The sequence below is a fragment of the Pantoea sp. X-Soil-ISGK-285 genome (assembly GCF_059730815.1).
The window spans coordinates 1,902,457-1,918,134 of the sequence record NZ_AP035938.1 but is presented as its reverse complement, the minus strand read 5'-3'; the positions used below and the strand labels follow the sequence as shown (position 1 = coordinate 1,918,134).

General features: G+C 57.0%; 12 protein-coding genes. 8 read left to right on the top strand and 4 right to left on the bottom strand.

Annotated features, from left to right (window positions below):
* The first annotated feature begins 158 nt into the window (after positions 1-158).
* The 3 genes from AC6I8B_RS09160 (at position 159) to AC6I8B_RS09150 (ending at position 2,507) form a co-directional block, all read left to right on the top strand.
* Positions 159-416 carry a biofilm development regulator YmgB/AriR family protein gene (locus AC6I8B_RS09160; RefSeq protein WP_022625723.1) on the top strand — a complete coding sequence of 86 codons (258 nt, stop codon included), beginning with the start codon at positions 159-161 and terminating at the stop codon, positions 414-416.
* Positions 417-705: 289 nt separating this feature from the next.
* Entirely contained in the window at positions 706-1,554 is an 849-nt protein-coding gene (locus AC6I8B_RS09155; protein WP_010670061.1) for a manganese catalase family protein, read from the top strand.
* A gap of 89 nt (positions 1,555-1,643) precedes the next feature.
* Positions 1,644-2,507 carry an SDR family oxidoreductase gene (locus AC6I8B_RS09150; RefSeq protein ID WP_157352032.1) on the top strand — a complete coding sequence of 288 codons (864 nt, stop codon included), beginning with the start codon at positions 1,644-1,646 and terminating at the stop codon, positions 2,505-2,507.
* Here the strand turns inward: AC6I8B_RS09150 and AC6I8B_RS09145 are convergent.
* A complete protein-coding gene (locus AC6I8B_RS09145) occupies positions 2,500-3,510 on the bottom strand; it encodes an apurinic/apyrimidinic endonuclease family protein (RefSeq protein WP_157352030.1) in 1,011 nt (336 codons plus the stop codon). The two genes, AC6I8B_RS09150 and AC6I8B_RS09145, sit on opposite strands and share 8 nt — an antisense overlap.
* Before the next feature lie 101 nt (positions 3,511-3,611).
* Between AC6I8B_RS09145 and AC6I8B_RS09140 the strand changes: the two genes are divergently transcribed.
* The gene (locus AC6I8B_RS09140) at positions 3,612-3,977 is read left to right on the top strand and encodes an MmcQ/YjbR family DNA-binding protein (protein WP_010245482.1); all 366 of its coding nucleotides are present in this window, start codon (positions 3,612-3,614) and stop codon (positions 3,975-3,977) included.
* 93 nt (positions 3,978-4,070) lie between these two features.
* Here the strand turns inward: AC6I8B_RS09140 and zinT are convergent, their stop codons facing one another.
* Positions 4,071-4,718: a metal-binding protein ZinT gene (gene zinT, locus AC6I8B_RS09135; protein WP_157352883.1), complete on the bottom strand. Its 648-nt coding sequence runs from the start codon at positions 4,716-4,718 to the stop codon at positions 4,071-4,073.
* A 389-nt stretch (positions 4,719-5,107) separates the two neighbouring features.
* On the opposite strand from zinT, the gene katE reads away from it, so the two are divergent.
* The gene (gene katE, locus AC6I8B_RS09130) at positions 5,108-7,372 is read left to right on the top strand and encodes a catalase HPII (protein WP_157352028.1); all 2,265 of its coding nucleotides are present in this window, start codon (positions 5,108-5,110) and stop codon (positions 7,370-7,372) included.
* A gap of 69 nt (positions 7,373-7,441) precedes the next feature.
* On the opposite strand, the gene AC6I8B_RS09125 is transcribed toward katE, so the two are convergent.
* Positions 7,442-9,100, bottom strand: a complete 1,659-nt coding sequence (locus tag AC6I8B_RS09125; protein WP_157352025.1) for a methyl-accepting chemotaxis protein — start codon at positions 9,098-9,100, stop codon at positions 7,442-7,444.
* Between the two features lie 222 nt (positions 9,101-9,322).
* On the opposite strand from AC6I8B_RS09125, the gene AC6I8B_RS09120 reads away from it, so the two are divergent.
* The gene (locus AC6I8B_RS09120) at positions 9,323-10,579 is read left to right on the top strand and encodes a mechanosensitive ion channel family protein (protein WP_010245507.1); all 1,257 of its coding nucleotides are present in this window, start codon (positions 9,323-9,325) and stop codon (positions 10,577-10,579) included.
* A gap of 54 nt (positions 10,580-10,633) precedes the next feature.
* On the opposite strand, the gene AC6I8B_RS09115 is transcribed toward AC6I8B_RS09120, so the two are convergent.
* Positions 10,634-10,930 (bottom strand): hypothetical protein, encoded by a 297-nt coding sequence (locus AC6I8B_RS09115; RefSeq protein ID WP_033767119.1) that lies wholly within the window; start codon positions 10,928-10,930, stop codon positions 10,634-10,636.
* A 425-nt stretch (positions 10,931-11,355) separates the two neighbouring features.
* On the opposite strand from AC6I8B_RS09115, the gene treZ reads away from it, so the two are divergent.
* Together treZ and treY are read left to right on the top strand one after the other, a co-directional pair.
* The gene (gene treZ / locus AC6I8B_RS09110; RefSeq protein ID WP_497817702.1) at positions 11,356-13,140 is read left to right on the top strand and encodes a malto-oligosyltrehalose trehalohydrolase; all 1,785 of its coding nucleotides are present in this window, start codon (positions 11,356-11,358) and stop codon (positions 13,138-13,140) included.
* Complete coding sequence (gene treY, locus AC6I8B_RS09105; protein WP_497817701.1) at positions 13,137-15,665, top strand: malto-oligosyltrehalose synthase; 2,529 nt, start codon at positions 13,137-13,139, stop codon at positions 15,663-15,665. The genes treZ and treY overlap by 4 nt, the downstream gene beginning before the upstream one ends.
* The last annotated feature ends 13 nt before the right edge of the window (positions 15,666-15,678 follow it).

Sequence of the window (15,678 nt, the reverse complement as noted above, 5' to 3'; positions counted from 1 at the left end):
CTTTGTCTCGTGATGTTAAATCACTTGTAACGAAAGGTGCTTTGCACCGCATCTGAAGGTGTTGTGGATTTCCACCTTCAGATGCATTTTTTTTTGCGTCAGCCGGTGACCGGATCTGAATCGACGCGTTCTTCCCCCCATTTCTTATGAGGCCTGACATGCAAACAACGATGAATACAGAGTCTCAGATTTCTGATTACTTCATGAACTCTGGCACAGCGCTGACCACTGAAAAACAGGTTATCGCCGCAGTCCATGCCGAACTTGCCCATGCGAAAACCCATGTCTCCGATAAAGACATTGTGCTGGGCCTGATTCACCGCCTGGAGAGTGAGCGTGACGTGGTTAAGCAGGATATTTACCGTCAGGCGCTTGAACATGTTCTGCAGCGCGCTTCGGCGACCAGCGACAGCTAAAAATCTGTGTCTGTTATGAGGGAACGCGAATTAGCATGGATGCTTTTCCCGTCCGGAATCAGCCCCTGTTATGGGGCTTTTTTTATTTCTTCTGCTCTGAATCACTTGTCCCCTTCTCACCGCTAAGATTGCCTGCCCCGCCGGACCAGATATAGCTCCGGAAAACACCGTTTTCGCCATTTATTCAACCTGAAATTCCGGTTAATTGCTGTCGTTTCGCTTTATTTATCCGATATCTGTGTCCAGGCTTTTTCTGCATCCACTGCAAACACAGACGAGGAAAATAATCATGTTTCATCATTCATCAAAACTTCAATTCCCGGTTCGTGTAGAGAAACCCGATCCAGAATTTGCCATGCTGCTCCAGCAGGCCATCGGCGGCGTCGAAGGTGAGATTCGTGTAGCGATGCAATACTTTTTCCAGGCGATGGGCGCGCGCGGTGATGTGCGGATTCGTGATCTGCTGATCTCGACCGCTACCGAAGAGCTGAGCCATATCGAAATGCTGGGCTACGCCGTGGCGCTTAACCTTGAAGGCGCCCCGCTCTCTTACCAGGAAGCGTCAGCGAAAGATCCGGTAGTTAATGCAATTCTGGGTGGAATGAACCCGCGCCATATCCTCTCTTCCGGTCTGGCAGCGATGCCGGTTAACGCCAACGGCATGCCTTTTGATATGAGTCATATCTATGCGTCCGGCAACGTGGCGGCCGATATGCTGGCTAACGTCACCGCAGAAGCCACGGGCCGCGTACTGGCTACCCGCCTCTATAACATGACGGAAGACAAGGGCATGAAGGACTTCCTCTCCTTCCTGATCGCCCGTGACACTATGCACCAGCAGCAGTGGCTGGCGGTGATCGAAGAGATGGGCGGACTGAACGCGTCGCTGCCGATCCCGAACAGCTTCCCGCAGGAGCATGAGGCGCAGGAGCACTCTTACTACTGTCTGAATACTTCGCTGGATAAACCGCTGCCGGAAGGTCGCTGGAGCAGTGGCCCGGCTTACGATGGCCATGGTCAGTTCAGCGCGAAACAGCAGCCAGAGATTCTGGGTGATGAGCCGCTGCTCGGCAATGCGCGTCCCGGTTCTGGTGCGCAGTCAGAGCAGATTGACGGCATTACGTCACCGAAGCCTTAACTGACACAGGCGTGCCGGTCCGGGCCACACCGCGCGGTGTGACCCGGACCGGTTGTTTTACGCTAACGGATTTTTATGGAGGAATATTCATGTCATCGACTCAACGCCCGCAACCCCCTTTTGCCGAACAGCAACAAACGCCACCGGGTAAAACCGCGGCGATGCAGCCTCAGCCCGATCACGGCGAAGAGAGTTATCAGGGTTCAGGCCGTCTGGCGGGTAAGAAAGCCATTATTACCGGTGGCGATTCCGGCATTGGCCGGGCCGTCGCCATTGCCTTTGCCCGGGAAGGGGCCGATGTCCTGATCTCTTATCTTGATGAACATGAGGATGCGCAGGATACCGCCCGGCTGGTTGAAGAAGCGGGACAGAAAGCGGTTCTGGTGCCTGGCGATATTACTGAGGCGTCACACTGCAACGCCCTGGTCGATAAAGCCGTCGAAGCCTTTGGTGAGATTAATATTCTGGTGAACAACGCGGCGTATCAGATGACGCGCGAATCGCTGGATGAGATCAGCGACGAAGAGTTTGACCGGACCATGAAGACCAACCTTTACGCGATGTTTTACATCACTAAAGCGGCAACACGGCATATGCCTGCTGGTGGATCGATCATTAATACGGCCTCGATCAATGCTGACCAGCCGAAACCGAAGCTGCTCGCCTACTCCGCCACCAAAGCCGCCATCGTTAATTTCTCTGGCGGCCTGGCAGCCTTACTGGCTGAAAAAGGTATCCGTGCCAATGCGGTCGCGCCTGGCCCCATCTGGACGCCACTGATCCCGTCGACCATGCCGGTTGAACAGGTGAAGAAATTTGGCAGCGAAGTGCCGCTGCAGCGTGCCGGTCAGCCTGCTGAACTGGCGCCAACCTATGTGATGCTGGCCAGTGATGAAGCCAGCTACATTTCAGGAGCGACCATCGCCGTGACGGGCGGTGTGGCCATTATTTAACGTTCGCCGATTCCCTGGTCGCTTCGGCCAGGGGATTAGCTATCAGCTTCTGTGTTATCCCCCACTGGTAGAGTTGTTCCCGCGCCAGATTCTTCATTTTCACTTCGCACATGATATCGAAATCCTGAAACGACAGTGCCCACGCATTCAGCGTCGGATTAAAGAAGTAGTCAGAGTGCGCCCGCAGTTTGCTTTTGCTCACGCCCAGCTGCTGCTGATCGGGCCAGCCCTCCTGCGGAATCATCCCCTCCTGCGAAATCGAATAGTGCAGCACCGGCCGCACGCCGCGCCAGGATTCGATCACTCTGGCTACACGCGCGTCATCCGGCTGAATAAACTCACTCTCTTTTACCCAGTGATGGTGAATATCCAGCACCACCGGACAGAGCGGCGCTGCCTGCAGCACGTCATCCAGCGAGCAGGAGATCTCATCATTCTCCACCGTCAGCATCCGCCGCGCTTCCGGGCTGAGCTGATTAAACGACCGTTTGAAGCCGTCGAATCCCGCCTTGCCGTTCATATGAATGTTGATTTTAAAATCCTGGAAGGTCTTGCCATATCCCATCAGACAGGCGCAGAGCGTGTGATACTCCACATCCTCCAGCGCGCGCACCACCACATCGGGATTATCGGAGGCGAGCACGGTATATTGTCCTGGATGGAATGAGAGACGGATGTGATGCGCCCGCGCCAGCTCGCCACAGCGGGCAAAGAGCGGATAGAGTTCGGGCAGAAATTCGGTGAACAGTGGCGTGGCCTCGGGAACCGTATAGAGCGGTAACAGATCGCTGCCAATACGCATCATCCTGAGTGGCTCAGGTAAGGTGGCCAGATGCTCAAGCGTCAGGTAGAGATTGTTGAGGTTGGTGACGGTAATCTCATAGATCAGCTGATTGCGTTCATCGTGCGATAAACTCAGAAACCGTTTACGGGTGGTGGCGCGAAACGGGAAAAACTGTTTGCCATCGCTGTTGAGATACTTACATGCAAAGCCTAATTTCATGTCTGCTCCTGATTTATGCTTATCAGAAGTGTAACAGGCCCCTGGCGACCAGCCAGTCGCGGGCCGCAGACTCAGGCTGAATAATTACAGGGAGACTCACTATGCAGGGCCATGAGATCCAGCGCATCGCCATTGAAGCGGCTGAGCGGCTGCCCGCCGCTGAATGCAGCTATCCATTCGGGCCGGAACATCAGGTCTATAAAGTGTGTGGAAAAGTGTTTTTACTGCTGACCGAACTACGGGGTGTGCCGATTATCACCCTGAAATGCGAACCGCAGCAGGCGGAGCTGCACCGGGTGATTTATCCCTCGATCACCGCCGGTTATCATATGAATAAACGTCACTGGATCACGGCCTATCCCGGTGACGACCTCTCGCCTGGCTTGATTCAGCAGCTGGTTGAGGATTCGTATCAGCGTGTGGTTAAAGGTATACCCGCCTCGCGCCGCCCGGCCTGGGTGGGATAAAACCCGTGGAGGGGGTGCGTGTGGCTGGATACAAGCTGCGCCTGATAAGCATTAAAAACCCGCCCTGAACAGCGGGTCATCCGATCACGGCACTCAGTGGTGCAGCATCTCATCCACGACCTGTGAGTTCATCATCTGGTAAGGGTAATAGGTCGGCCAGTTATCCATCTCTGCCAGCAGGGCTTGCTGAGAATCGTTGCCCATAAAGATATGGAAATGGGCAGATTTACGCGGCCCGATGGTGTGGTCGCTGAACTGCACATATTTCGGCGCTTTGCTGCCCGCGTCCTGGCATTCAAACAGGTAGCGCACCCCTTTTTTACCTGAGGCATAGGTCAGGATTTTGTGGCCCGCATACCGGTAGTGGCAGGCGCTGACCTGGTCGCCGATGTGGAACTCCATCACGCCATTTTCAATACCGATGGTATCGACGTCGGTGGCGTAGCCCTTGCGGTAATACGCTTTATACTCCTCTGCCGTTTTGCTGTGATCCTGCTGCGCTTTCTTCTGCCAGACCGGGTCCAGCTCCCCGTTTTGCAGCAGCGGATAAACCGACTGCCACAGGCCATCCCAGTCAGCGAGCGGACGATCTTTCACATCGCTGTCAGCAAAAACTCCTTCTGCCGCTTTCTGCTCCAGGGCTGACAACGGTTTTCCATGTGCATGCGTGCCGTGTGCCAGCGACGGCTGGCTGACTAACAGTGCGCCCAGTAGCCCAATCCATTTACCTGCATGATTCATCAAAGTCTGATACCCCGGTCAACGTTACAAAATGAAATGTTATGATATAACATTTCCAACTTCAACCAAAAGCAGCAAACGCCAGCATTAATTTTATTAATCGGTTAATGCCCTGCATCAGGCAATGAGCGCCTCCTGCGGCGGCAGATTCTGCATCCTCTGAAAGCTCACTTTCCGTATAGCAGGCGCGGGCTGGAACGCCGTTAAGCCAGACGGCACAAGGTATGAATAAGCGAAGCGATAATCCGGATTGAGAGATAAGTGCGCTTTTCTGGCGGACAAAAAAGGCACAGTCGTAACAGTTAAATGCCCGATTTAACCTCAGTATTGTTCAGGTTGTTCTATATTTAGTGTCGTCGAAAGTAAAATAACAGCTGGAGCATGAATTAATGTCGAAAGAAACAGAGAAGAAACCCCTGAGCGAGCACGCCCCGACCACCGGTCCGGAATCCTCAGAGCCGGGTCTGGGTTCACTGGCACCAAAAGATGGTTCGCATCAGCCCCCAGCCGAACCGACTCCGCCAGGCAAGCAGCCCACCGCCCCAGGCAGCCTGAAAGCGCCTCAGACGCACAACGCCAAACTTGACCAGCTTGAAGCCAGCCGCAAAAACGGCACCGACCGCGCCCTCACCACCAACCAGGGCACACGCATCGCCAACGATCAAAACTCACTGCGTGCCGGTTCGCGCGGTCCGACGCTGCTGGAAGACTTTATTATGCGTGAGAAAATCACGCACTTTGACCATGAGCGTATCCCGGAACGTATTGTTCATGCCCGTGGCTCAGCCGCACATGGCTATTTTCAGCCTTACCGCTCCCTGAAAGATCTGACCAAAGCGCAGTTCCTCAGCGATCCCGAGCAGACCACGCCGGTTTTCGTGCGTTTCTCCACGGTTCAGGGCGGTGCCGGATCGGCTGATACCGTGCGTGACATTCGCGGTTTCGCCGCCAAGTTCTACACCGAAGAGGGTGTCTTTGACCTGGTGGGCAACAACACACCGGTGTTCTTTATTCAGGATGCGCATAAATTCCCTGACTTTGTGCATGCCGTTAAGCCGGAACCGCATAACGAAATCCCGCAGGGCCAGAGTGCCCATGACACCTTCTGGGATTACGTCTCTCTGCAGCCGGAAACCATGCACAACGTTATCTGGGCGATGTCTGACCGGGGTATTCCGCGCAGCTATCGCACTATGGAAGGTTTTGGTATTCACACCTTCCGCCTGATTAACGCTGAAGGTAAAGCGACCTTTGTCCGTTTCCACTGGAAGCCGGTGGCCGGTAAAGCGTCGCTGCTGTGGGACGAGTCGCAGAAACTGACCGGTCGCGATCCCGATTTCCATCGCCGCGATCTGTGGGAAGCCATTGAAGCGGGCGATTTCCCGGAATATGAACTGGGCCTGCAGCTGATCCCGGAAGAGGATGAGTTCAAATTTGACTTCGATATTCTGGATGCAACCAAGCTGATCCCGGAAGCGCTGGTGCCGGTTGAGATTGTCGGCAAGATGGTACTTAACCGTAACCCGGACAACTTCTTTGCTGAAACCGAGCAGGTGGCGTTCCACCCAGGCCATATCGTGCCGGGCCTCGATTTCTCCAACGATCCGCTGCTGCAGGGGCGTCTGTTCTCCTATACCGATACGCAGATCAGTCGTCTGGGCGGACCGAACTTCCATGAGATCCCGATCAACCGTCCGACCTGCCCGTACCATAACTTCCAGCGTCAGGGCATGCATCGTCAGGATATCGACACCAATCCGGCGAACTACGAGCCGAACTCGATCAACGATAACTGGCCGCGTGAAACCCCACCTGCTGCAGAAGGCGGCGGCTTCGAGAGCTATCAGGAGCGGATTGAGGGCCATAAAGTGCGCGAGCGCAGCCCCTCATTTGGTGAGTACTATGCGCAGCCGCGCCTGTTCTGGCTGAGCCAGACTGAAGTCGAGCAGCAGCACATCATTGGCGCCTACTCGTTTGAACTGAGTAAAGTGGCGCGTGCTTATATCCGTGAGCGTGTGGTGGATCATCTGGCACGCATCGATACTAAACTGGCGCAGGGCGTGGCGGATAACCTGGGACTCGCTCTGACGGATGAGCAGCTCAACATTCAGCCGCCTGCACCAGTGAATGGCCTGACTAAAGATGACAGCCTGAGCCTCTACGCCATTCCGGATGGCGAGATTAAAGGTCGCCAGGTCGCACTGCTGCTCAGCGATGGTGTGAAGGCGGCTGATGTGCTGGCGATTTTGCAGGCGCTGAAAGCGGTGGGTGTTCACGCCAAACTGCTGGCTCCGCATATGGGCCAGGTGCGCGCCGATGATGGTTCAGTGCTGCCGGTCGATGCGACGTTCGCCGGTCTGCCCTCTCTGACCTTTGATGCGGTGATGGTGCCGGATGGCAATATCGATGCCCTGCTGCTGAGCGGCGATGCCCGTTACTTCCTGCTGGAAGCCTACAAGCACCTCAAGGTGATTGGTCTGGTGGGCGAAGCGCGTCGCTTTAAAGCGCAGTTCGGTCTGGAAGATGCGGATCAGGAAGAAGGTATTGTGCAGGGCGACTCGGCGGAGAGCGCGCTGATGTCTGAGTTCACTCAGGCGATGAAAGCGCACCGCGTCTGGTCGCGCAGCCAGAAGGCACAGTCCGTCCCGGCCTGATGTCAGCGGCATGATGCTGCATGCCGCGTCACAAAATAAAAAACCGCCCTTCGGGGCGGTTTTTTTTTATCAGAAGGTCTGCCAGTTATCATTGTCCGCCAGGCGGGCAGGCTGAAGTTTTGGCACGGCAAGGGCTTTCGCCACCGGCGCAGCAGAGAACGCCACCTGCAAAGTGCCGGTTTTGAATACCGATACCGTTTTACGCAGGTAGCTCGCCTGCTCTTCCAGTGAGGCGGCGGCAGTCGCGGACTCCTCCACCAGCGCGGCGTTCTGCTGCGTCACACCATCCATTTCCGAGACCGCTTTGCAGACCTGCTCAATGCCACGGGTCTGTTCAGTCGAGGAGGCCGCGATCTCTTCGATCAGTTGGGTGACACGACTCACCGACGTCACGATGCTCTCCATCGCGACGCCCGCCTGAGAAGCATGACCGGCACCGGTTTTAATTCGCTCAGCTGAGCGGTCGATCAGTCCCCGGATCTCCTGCGCGGCGCTGGCGCTGCGTCCGGCCAGCGAGCGCACTTCACCCGCTACCACTGCAAATCCACGACCCTGCTCACCGGCACGCGCGGCTTCAACGGCGGCGTTCAGCGCCAGAATATTGGTCTGGAAGGCGATACTGTCGATAATGGCGATAATACCGGCGATCTGATTCGAGCTTTCGCTGATCTGATCCATATTGGCGATGACCCGGGCGACAGTCTCACCGCCCTGCATGGCCGTGGCTGAAGCCTCTTTCGCTACCGTGGTCGCCTGCTGCGCATTGTCTGCATTGAGTTTCACCGTTGAGGTGAGCTGCTCCATACTGGCTGCGGTCTGTTCCAGCGCGGCAGCCTGCTGTTCGGTACGGGAAGAGAGATCGGTGCTGCCCGCAGAGATTTCCGCTGCACCGGTAAAGATAGAGCGGGTGGCGTCATCGACCGAGGTAATGGTCACCACCAGCGCATCGCGCATCTGTTGCAGCTCCTGAATCAGCAGACCCATCTCATTGCGGCCTTCGTGCTGAATATCGGAGGTCAGATCACCGCCCGAAATGGCGCGCATATGGCCGGTCAGCCTGCCCAGTGGGCCAATCAGCAATTTCTGCAGCCCAATCCAGACCGCGACCCCAATCACGCCGGTAATCAGGCCAATAGTCAGCAGCGCCCAGAGCGCATCCGTCAGGCTACGCTGGTTATGCTCCGAGGACGCTTTCATCAGCTGGATGTTCACTGCACGCCAGGCCTCATAAGCACTGTCGAGCTGGTCCTGCGCCGCCTGCGCTTCAAGGTTGCCATAGCCCGCATAGTTGCCCTGCTTCAGAAAGGTAATGGAGGCCAGCATGGTGTCACGCATCTGCTGGTAGGCGGTCTGCACCTGCGTCGCCTGGGCTTCACCCTGGCCCTCTTTGCGCGGCAGCGCCTGCCAGGCTTTGAAGTCCGCATCGGCGGCAGCAGCAGACTTTCCAGCCAGCTCCAGCAGCGCAGCCATGGCTGCCAGTGATTTTGGATCCTGCTGATTTTTCAGGAAACGGATTGCCACGCGGTTGATGGTGACGCGGGTTTTGATCAAGGTTTTTACCGCGTCACTCAGGTGCTGCTGCTGCAGCGTAAGCTGCTCTGCCGCCACGAAGTTTTTGTCGGCTTTTGAGACGCCGTTATAGAACAGAAATCCGGTCAGGGTCAGTAACGTCACAAAGACCACCAGAACAGCAGCGATACCGTGAGTGATTTTAAGATTTTTAAGCATGTCCGCAGGCTCATATCAGAGGAGATAAAGCTGTTATCGGCCAGCGCGGCGTTTATCTGAGTGTTGCACCAGAGAAGGTAACAATCCGCAGGATGGAGGGTGCTGTCAGCGCGCCGTTACGCAAAAAAAGCGGTGCGGCTCAGCCTGAACGCATTCGGCGCTTAACAACCGTCCCCGTGCTGTGGTTGAATTCGCCCCTTATCTTTTTTGCACGTGGTTATCATGCATTACATTCAGAGTCTGATGAGTTTTATTGAGGGAAACAGGGTACTGTCGATCAGCTTCAGCCTGTTGCTGCTGATTATGGCCGGGATGGTCACTCACCTGATCTGCAAATTTTTCATCGTCAAAGTGATCAGGAAGGTCTTTTTCAGCAGCCACAAAAAGGGCGTGCCGCTGGATAAAGATGTCCGCCTCTCTCAGAAGCTGTCAAATTTTGTGCCGGTGATTGTGGTCTACAATTTCCTGCAGTTTATGCCGGGCCTGCCTGAAAATCTGAAAGTGGCGATTCAGACCATCTGCGGCATCCTGTTTTTTGTCTATCTGTCGATCTTCTTCAACGAAGTGCTGGAGATTGTTAACAACTCCTATTCGCGCAAATCAAAACGCAAGAATCACTCGATCAAAGGCTATATCCAGATCGGCAAAATTCTGGTGCATATTATCGCCGCGATCATGATTCTGGCGATTATGTCCAACAAGTCGCCGGCGATTATCATCTCCTCGCTGGGTGCGGTCGCCGCGGTGCTGATGCTGATTTTCCAGCATACGCTGCTGTCGCTGGTGGCGAATATTCAGCTCTCCTCTAACGATGTGCTGCAACTGGGCGACTGGATTGAGATGCCGGACAGAAATATCAGTGGTGAAGTGATCGATATTGCTCTGCATACCATCACCATCCGCAACTGGGACAACACCATTTCGCGCATCCCGACCAAGAACTTCCTGACCGAGACCTACACCAACTGGCAGGCGATGTTCTCCTCGGGCGCACGCCGCATCATGCGCAGCTTTTATCTTGATCAGAAGTCGATCACCTTTGTGAATCAGGAGATGCTGCAGGCGATGAGCCAGATCCGCCTCGCTGGCGAATCGATCACTGAGCTGCTGGATGGACGTGATATCAATGCCGTGGGCGACCGCTGGTTTATGGAGAACGGCATCACCAATCTGATGGTGTTCCGTAAATACCTGACCGCCTGGCTGGCGCAGCGTGACGACATTCAGAAAGAGATGTATATCGTGGTGCGACCGCTGAAACCGTCACCGGATGGATTGCCGGTGGAGATCTACTGCTTCACCTCCTCTATTTTCTGGGCCGATTATGAAAATACTCAGGCAGCGATTTTTGAGTATATCTACGCGATGGCCCGCCACTTTGAGCTGCAGATTTATCAGCATCCGGCAGGATCCGATTTTGCCCGTCTGGCTCAGCCGCGCCCCGACAGCCGGGATGCACAGCAGAGCGGCGGGCAGTAACCAGAATGCGCGGTGGCGATCTGCCGCCGCCGTGATTCACGTTTGCTCAGCGCATTAACTTTTACTCAGCGCATAGTTCAGCACTTTGTCATTTTTCATCTGCACGGTCAGCGTCTGCCCTTCGGTGGTGTTCAGGGTGCGCGCCTCGCTGTAGGTCCACTTCAGCAACCGCTGCCCGTCCGGGTAAGGCGTTTCACTGTCAGGCTGACCAAACAGCGCGATCAGCTGGGCTTTGGTGGTCTGACCGGCATGAATTTGCTGCAGATTACTGCTGTCCAGCCTGTGTCCGACCCGGTTAGAACAGGCGGAGACCAGCAACAACAACGCGGCTAACAGAACTCTTTTCCTCACGTAACATCCTTCTGAAGTGTTCAGCGCCGCAGGTCATCCGGAGCGACCTGCGCCATCGCGCATAAGCTTATAGCGAATCGGCGCCATCCGGCAGGCTTTTCTGCGCCTGGCTCCTGCTTTCGCCCCGCCGGATGCAGATTCACAGCAATTAACGCAAATTAATGCCTCTCCACCTCCCGCCGCCCTGCGATTGCAACATCTTAGTCTATGATTACTCTCTGTATGCCGCGTGGAAGCGGTCTCACGGCCCGTTTTCCGCCACACCACGCTGAATACCAGTCCGGCTTTCTGACTGAAGAGACGCGCCAGCCCACCTGGCCTCCTGGTCTCGCTGATAGCTTTAAGATTTTTGACGCTTGCGTCATCGACATCCTTTTCGTGCGGTGGCCACCATCGCGCATTTCCAGGCTAAATGAGGCAACTGAATGGAATCCAAATCTTTTTTTAAAAGTTGGGGCGCTGAACGGGTTGCCAGCGACGAGGTGCGTTTCCGCCTCTGGGCAACCGGTCAGCAACGCGTGACGCTGCGGCTCTCCGGTAAAGACATTGAGATGACGCCGCAGGCTGACGGCTGGTTTGAAACTCAGGTCGCTGGTGTGGCAGCCAATGCCGAATATGATTATGTGCTGGCCGATGGTACAGCGGTGCCCGATCCCGCCGCCCGCGCTCAGAAAGCAGAGGTCAATGGCCCCTCGCTGGTGATCGATCCTGACGCTTATCAGTGGCAGAACACGAGCTGGAAGGGTCGTCCATGGCAGGAGTCGGTGGTGTATGAACTGCACATCGGCACTTTTACGCCTGAGGGCACCTTCCGGGCGGCGATTGAGAAGCTGCCAACGCTGGCTGAAACCGGCATTACCATGATTGAAGTGCTGCCGGTGTCGCAGTTCGGTGGTAATCGCGGCTGGGGCTACGATGGCGTGCTGCTCTATGCACCGCATGCCACCTACGGCACACCCGATGATTTTAAAGCCTTTATTGACGCAGCACACGGCCACGGTCTGTCGGTAGTGCTGGATATCGTGCTGAACCACTTCGGCCCGGAGGGCAACTATCTGCCGCTGCTCTCACCAGACTTCTTCCACAAAGCGCGCCAGACGCCGTGGGGCGCCGGTATCGCCTATGACGTTGATGCGGTGCGCCGCTATATCGTGGAAGCGCCGCTCTACTGGCTGCAGGAGTTTAATCTGGATGGCCTGCGCTTTGACGCCATCGATCAGATTGACGATCCCAGCGACAAGCATGTGCTGATTGACATTGCTGAGCGCATCCGCGCCTCGATTACCGATCGCCCTATTCATCTGACCACCGAAGATTGCCGTAACGTCACCTTCCTGCATCCGCGTGACGAAAACGGGGACGCTCCGCTGTTTACCGGCGAATGGAACGATGACTTCCACAACGCCGTGCATGTGCTGGCAACCGGTGAAAGCCACGCCTATTACCAGGATTTCGCCGACCAGCCGGAACAGCGGGTAGCGCGGGCGCTGGCAGAAGGCTTTGTCTATCAGGGCGAAGTCTCGCCGCAGTCGGGCGAGCCACGCGGCGTGAAAAGCAGCAGCCAGCCGCCGGTCGCCTTTGTCGACTTCATCCAGAACCATGACCAGACGGGCAACCGTGCGCAGGGCGAAAGGCTCATCAGCCTGGCCGGCGCAGAGCGCACCCAGGTGCTGCTGGCGATGTTACTGGTCTCGCCTCATATTCCGCTGCTGTTTATGGGTGAAGAGTATGGCGAAACCCGGCCGTTCCTGTTCTTCACCGATTTCCACGGCGATCTGGCCAAAGCGGTGCGTGAAGGTCGCGCCAGAGAGTTTGAAGGCCATGCCGGTCACGGCGAAACCGTGCCGGATCCTAACGATGTCACCACCTTTGAACAGTCGAAGCTTAACTGGCAGCGAACAGAAACGCCGGAAGGTCAGCAGTGGCTGGCGCTGACGCGTCAGCTGCTGGCCCTGCGTCAGCAACATATCGTGCCGCTGCTGCAGACCGCCGGTGGCGATGCCGGTCAGGTGGTGAAAACGGCGGAAGGTTTCCTCGCGGTGCGCTGGGACTTCCCGCAGGGCACGCTGTCACTGGCGCTGAACGTCGGCAACAGCACACAGCCGATCCCCGATCTGCCAGGCGAAACGCTGTTTGCCTGGCCGCAGGCCGCCAGCGAACTGATTCCCAACGCTATCGTGGTTCGCCTGGCTAAGAGAGAAGCAGAATGAATATTCCAACCGCAACGTACCGCATTCAGTTCCGCAACGGCATGACGTTTGACCGTGCGGCGGCGCTGGTGCCCTACCTGAAACAGCTGGGTATCAGCCATCTTTACGCGTCACCGATCTTCAGCGCTACTGCTGAATCGACCCACGGCTATGACGTGACCGACGTTAACCAGATCGAGCCGTCGATTGGCGGCCGTGAAGGATTCGATCGCATGGCTGCCGCGCTGAAAGCGGCCGGGCTGGGACTGATCCTCGACATCGTGCCCAACCATATGGCCGCCTCGCTGGAGAACCCGTGGTGGCGCGACGTCATTGAGCATGGCGAACAGAGCCGCTATGCGCATTACTTTGATATCGACTGGTCACGCCGCCTGACGCTGCCGTTCCTCGGTGACACCTTTGAGGCGGTGCTGGCCAACGGCGAGATCAGCGTGAAGCGCGATCCGCAGACCGGCAAACCGGCGCTGGCCTACTTCGACAATTTCTATCCGCTGGCACCTGAGACCTGGCAGGATCGGGAAGAAGCGGTGCTCGCCCTGCGCGACGCGGCGGAGATTGCTGAACTGCATGAGCAGCAGCCGTGGCGGCTGATGTCGTGGCGCGATGCGCCCAACAATCTCTCCTACCGCCGCTTCTTTGAAGTGACCGGTCTGGCAGGCGTGCGCGTGGAAGACAAAACGGTCTTCGATGCCGCGCATCAGCTGATCCTGGAACTGGTTCACAGCGGTGCGGTGCAGGGATTACGCGTCGACCACGTGGATGGCCTGGCCGATCCGCACGGCTATCTGGAACAGTTACGCCAGGCTGCCGGTCCCGACTGCTATCTCACCGTGGAGAAAATCCTGGGTGACAATGAACAGCTGCCTGATGCATGGCCCGTTTCCGGCACCACCGGATATGAATTTATGGCCGCACTCGCCAATCTGCTGGTCGACAGCGATCAGCTGAGCGGACTGCGCAAAGCGTATCAGGCCGTCATCGGTAAAACCGTTGATATGAAAGCGGAGCTGCGCGCCGCCAAACTGTTGATGGCAAACCGCAATTTTGCCGGTGAATTTAACCGGTTACTGCAGCTGGCACTGAAGATTGCCGACGCAGAAGGCACGCCACAGCCGGAAGCGGAACTGAAGAATGCGCTGCGTGAACTGCTGGTGGCGTTCCCGGTCTATCGCACCTACGGTACGCCGCAGGGCCTGACCCCAGCCGACACCGCGCTGTTGCAACAGGTGGTCAGCGAGGTGAAAGCCAGTGCCCATGCGCCCGACAGCCAGGCGCTTGATTTCCTGACCCATATTCTGCGCGCAGAGGTTGCCGACTCCGCTCGCGACGATGCCACGCAATTCCGCACCCGCTTCCAGCAGCTGACCGGACCGCTGATGGCGAAATCGGTGGAAGATACCCTCTTCTTCCGTCAGCACATGGCGCTGGCGCTGAATGAAGTCGGCGCTGAACCGCTGGCGCGCCACTTCTCGCTGGATCAGTTTCACGCTGAAATGCAGGCGCGGCGCGAACATCAGCCCGATGCGCTGTCGGGCACCTCTACGCACGACACCAAGCGCGGTGAAGATGCGCGTGCGCGACTCTATACCCTTACCGAAGCGCCGCAACGCTGGGCGGATTGCGTCAACCGCTGGCGGGAGATGAACCACGATCAGGTCGTACGCCTGAAAGATGGTCCGGCACCCGAACCGGCCGTGGAGTGGATGCTGTATGAAGCGCTGGCGGGCGTCTGGCCAACCACCCTGCAGCCGCAGGATGCGGAAGGTCTGGCGGCGCTGGAAGCCCGCTTTGTGGTCTATGTGGAAAAAGCGCTGCGTGAAGCCAAGCTGCGTACCGACTGGGCCGACAACAACGACGCCTATGAAGAGGCAGTGCTGGACTATGCCCGTCACCTGCTTGCGCCCGCCAACAGCACCTTCCTCAGTGACTTCTGCCAGTCGCTGCAACCCTTTATGCGTGCCGGTCTGGTCAACAGTCTGACCCAGACTGTGGTGAAGCTTACGGCGCCTGGCGTACCCGATATTTATCAGGGCAGCGAGGCGCTGGACTTCAGCCTGGTCGATCCCGATAACCGCCGCGAACCCGATTTCGACGCGCTGGCGGCGATGCTTAACGCGCCACAGCACGACGGCAGCGAGGCGCACTGGCTGCGCGGTCAGGTCAATCAGCAGGCGATTGTGAAGCTGCTGACGCTGCGTCAGCAGCAGCCTGCCCTGTTCCGCCACGGTGACTATCTGGCACTGTCGGCAGAGGGCGAGCAGCAGAATAATGTGCTGGCCTTTGCCCGCACCGGACAGGATCAGGCGGTGATAGTGGTTGTGTCACGCCGGGTCTTTAACCAGTTGCCGGAGAATCTCGACCAGCCGCCCGCTGCGCGCTGGGCTGACACGGTCATTGCGCTGCCCACCGCACTGGGCCAGCGCCGCTACCAGGATGTGCTGACCGGTAAAACGGTGGCTGCGGGCGACCAGTTGCCGCTTACCGGGCTGGCATCGCAGTGGTGTGCCGTGCTGGTGGCACAGTGAATTCCGGAAAGAA

Bases quoted from the DNA above. Each gene is read 5' to 3' on its own strand.
- AC6I8B_RS09160 (WP_022625723.1), top strand. From the start codon at position 159: ATGCAAACAACGATGAATACAGAGTCTCAGATTTCTGATTACTTCATG.
- AC6I8B_RS09155 (WP_010670061.1), top strand. From the start codon at position 706: ATGTTTCATCATTCATCAAAACTTCAATTCCCGGTTCGTGTAGAGAAA.
- AC6I8B_RS09150 (WP_157352032.1), top strand. From the start codon at position 1,644: ATGTCATCGACTCAACGCCCGCAACCCCCTTTTGCCGAACAGCAACAA.
- AC6I8B_RS09145 (WP_157352030.1), bottom strand. From the start codon at position 3,510: ATGAAATTAGGCTTTGCATGTAAGTATCTCAACAGCGATGGCAAACAG.
- AC6I8B_RS09140 (WP_010245482.1), top strand. From the start codon at position 3,612: ATGCAGGGCCATGAGATCCAGCGCATCGCCATTGAAGCGGCTGAGCGG.
- zinT (WP_157352883.1), bottom strand. From the start codon at position 4,718: ATGAATCATGCAGGTAAATGGATTGGGCTACTGGGCGCACTGTTAGTC.
- katE (WP_157352028.1), top strand. From the start codon at position 5,108: ATGTCGAAAGAAACAGAGAAGAAACCCCTGAGCGAGCACGCCCCGACC.
- AC6I8B_RS09125 (WP_157352025.1), bottom strand. From the start codon at position 9,100: ATGCTTAAAAATCTTAAAATCACTCACGGTATCGCTGCTGTTCTGGTG.
- AC6I8B_RS09120 (WP_010245507.1), top strand. From the start codon at position 9,323: ATGCATTACATTCAGAGTCTGATGAGTTTTATTGAGGGAAACAGGGTA.
- treZ (WP_497817702.1), top strand. From the start codon at position 11,356: ATGGAATCCAAATCTTTTTTTAAAAGTTGGGGCGCTGAACGGGTTGCC.
- treY (WP_497817701.1), top strand. From the start codon at position 13,137: ATGAATATTCCAACCGCAACGTACCGCATTCAGTTCCGCAACGGCATG.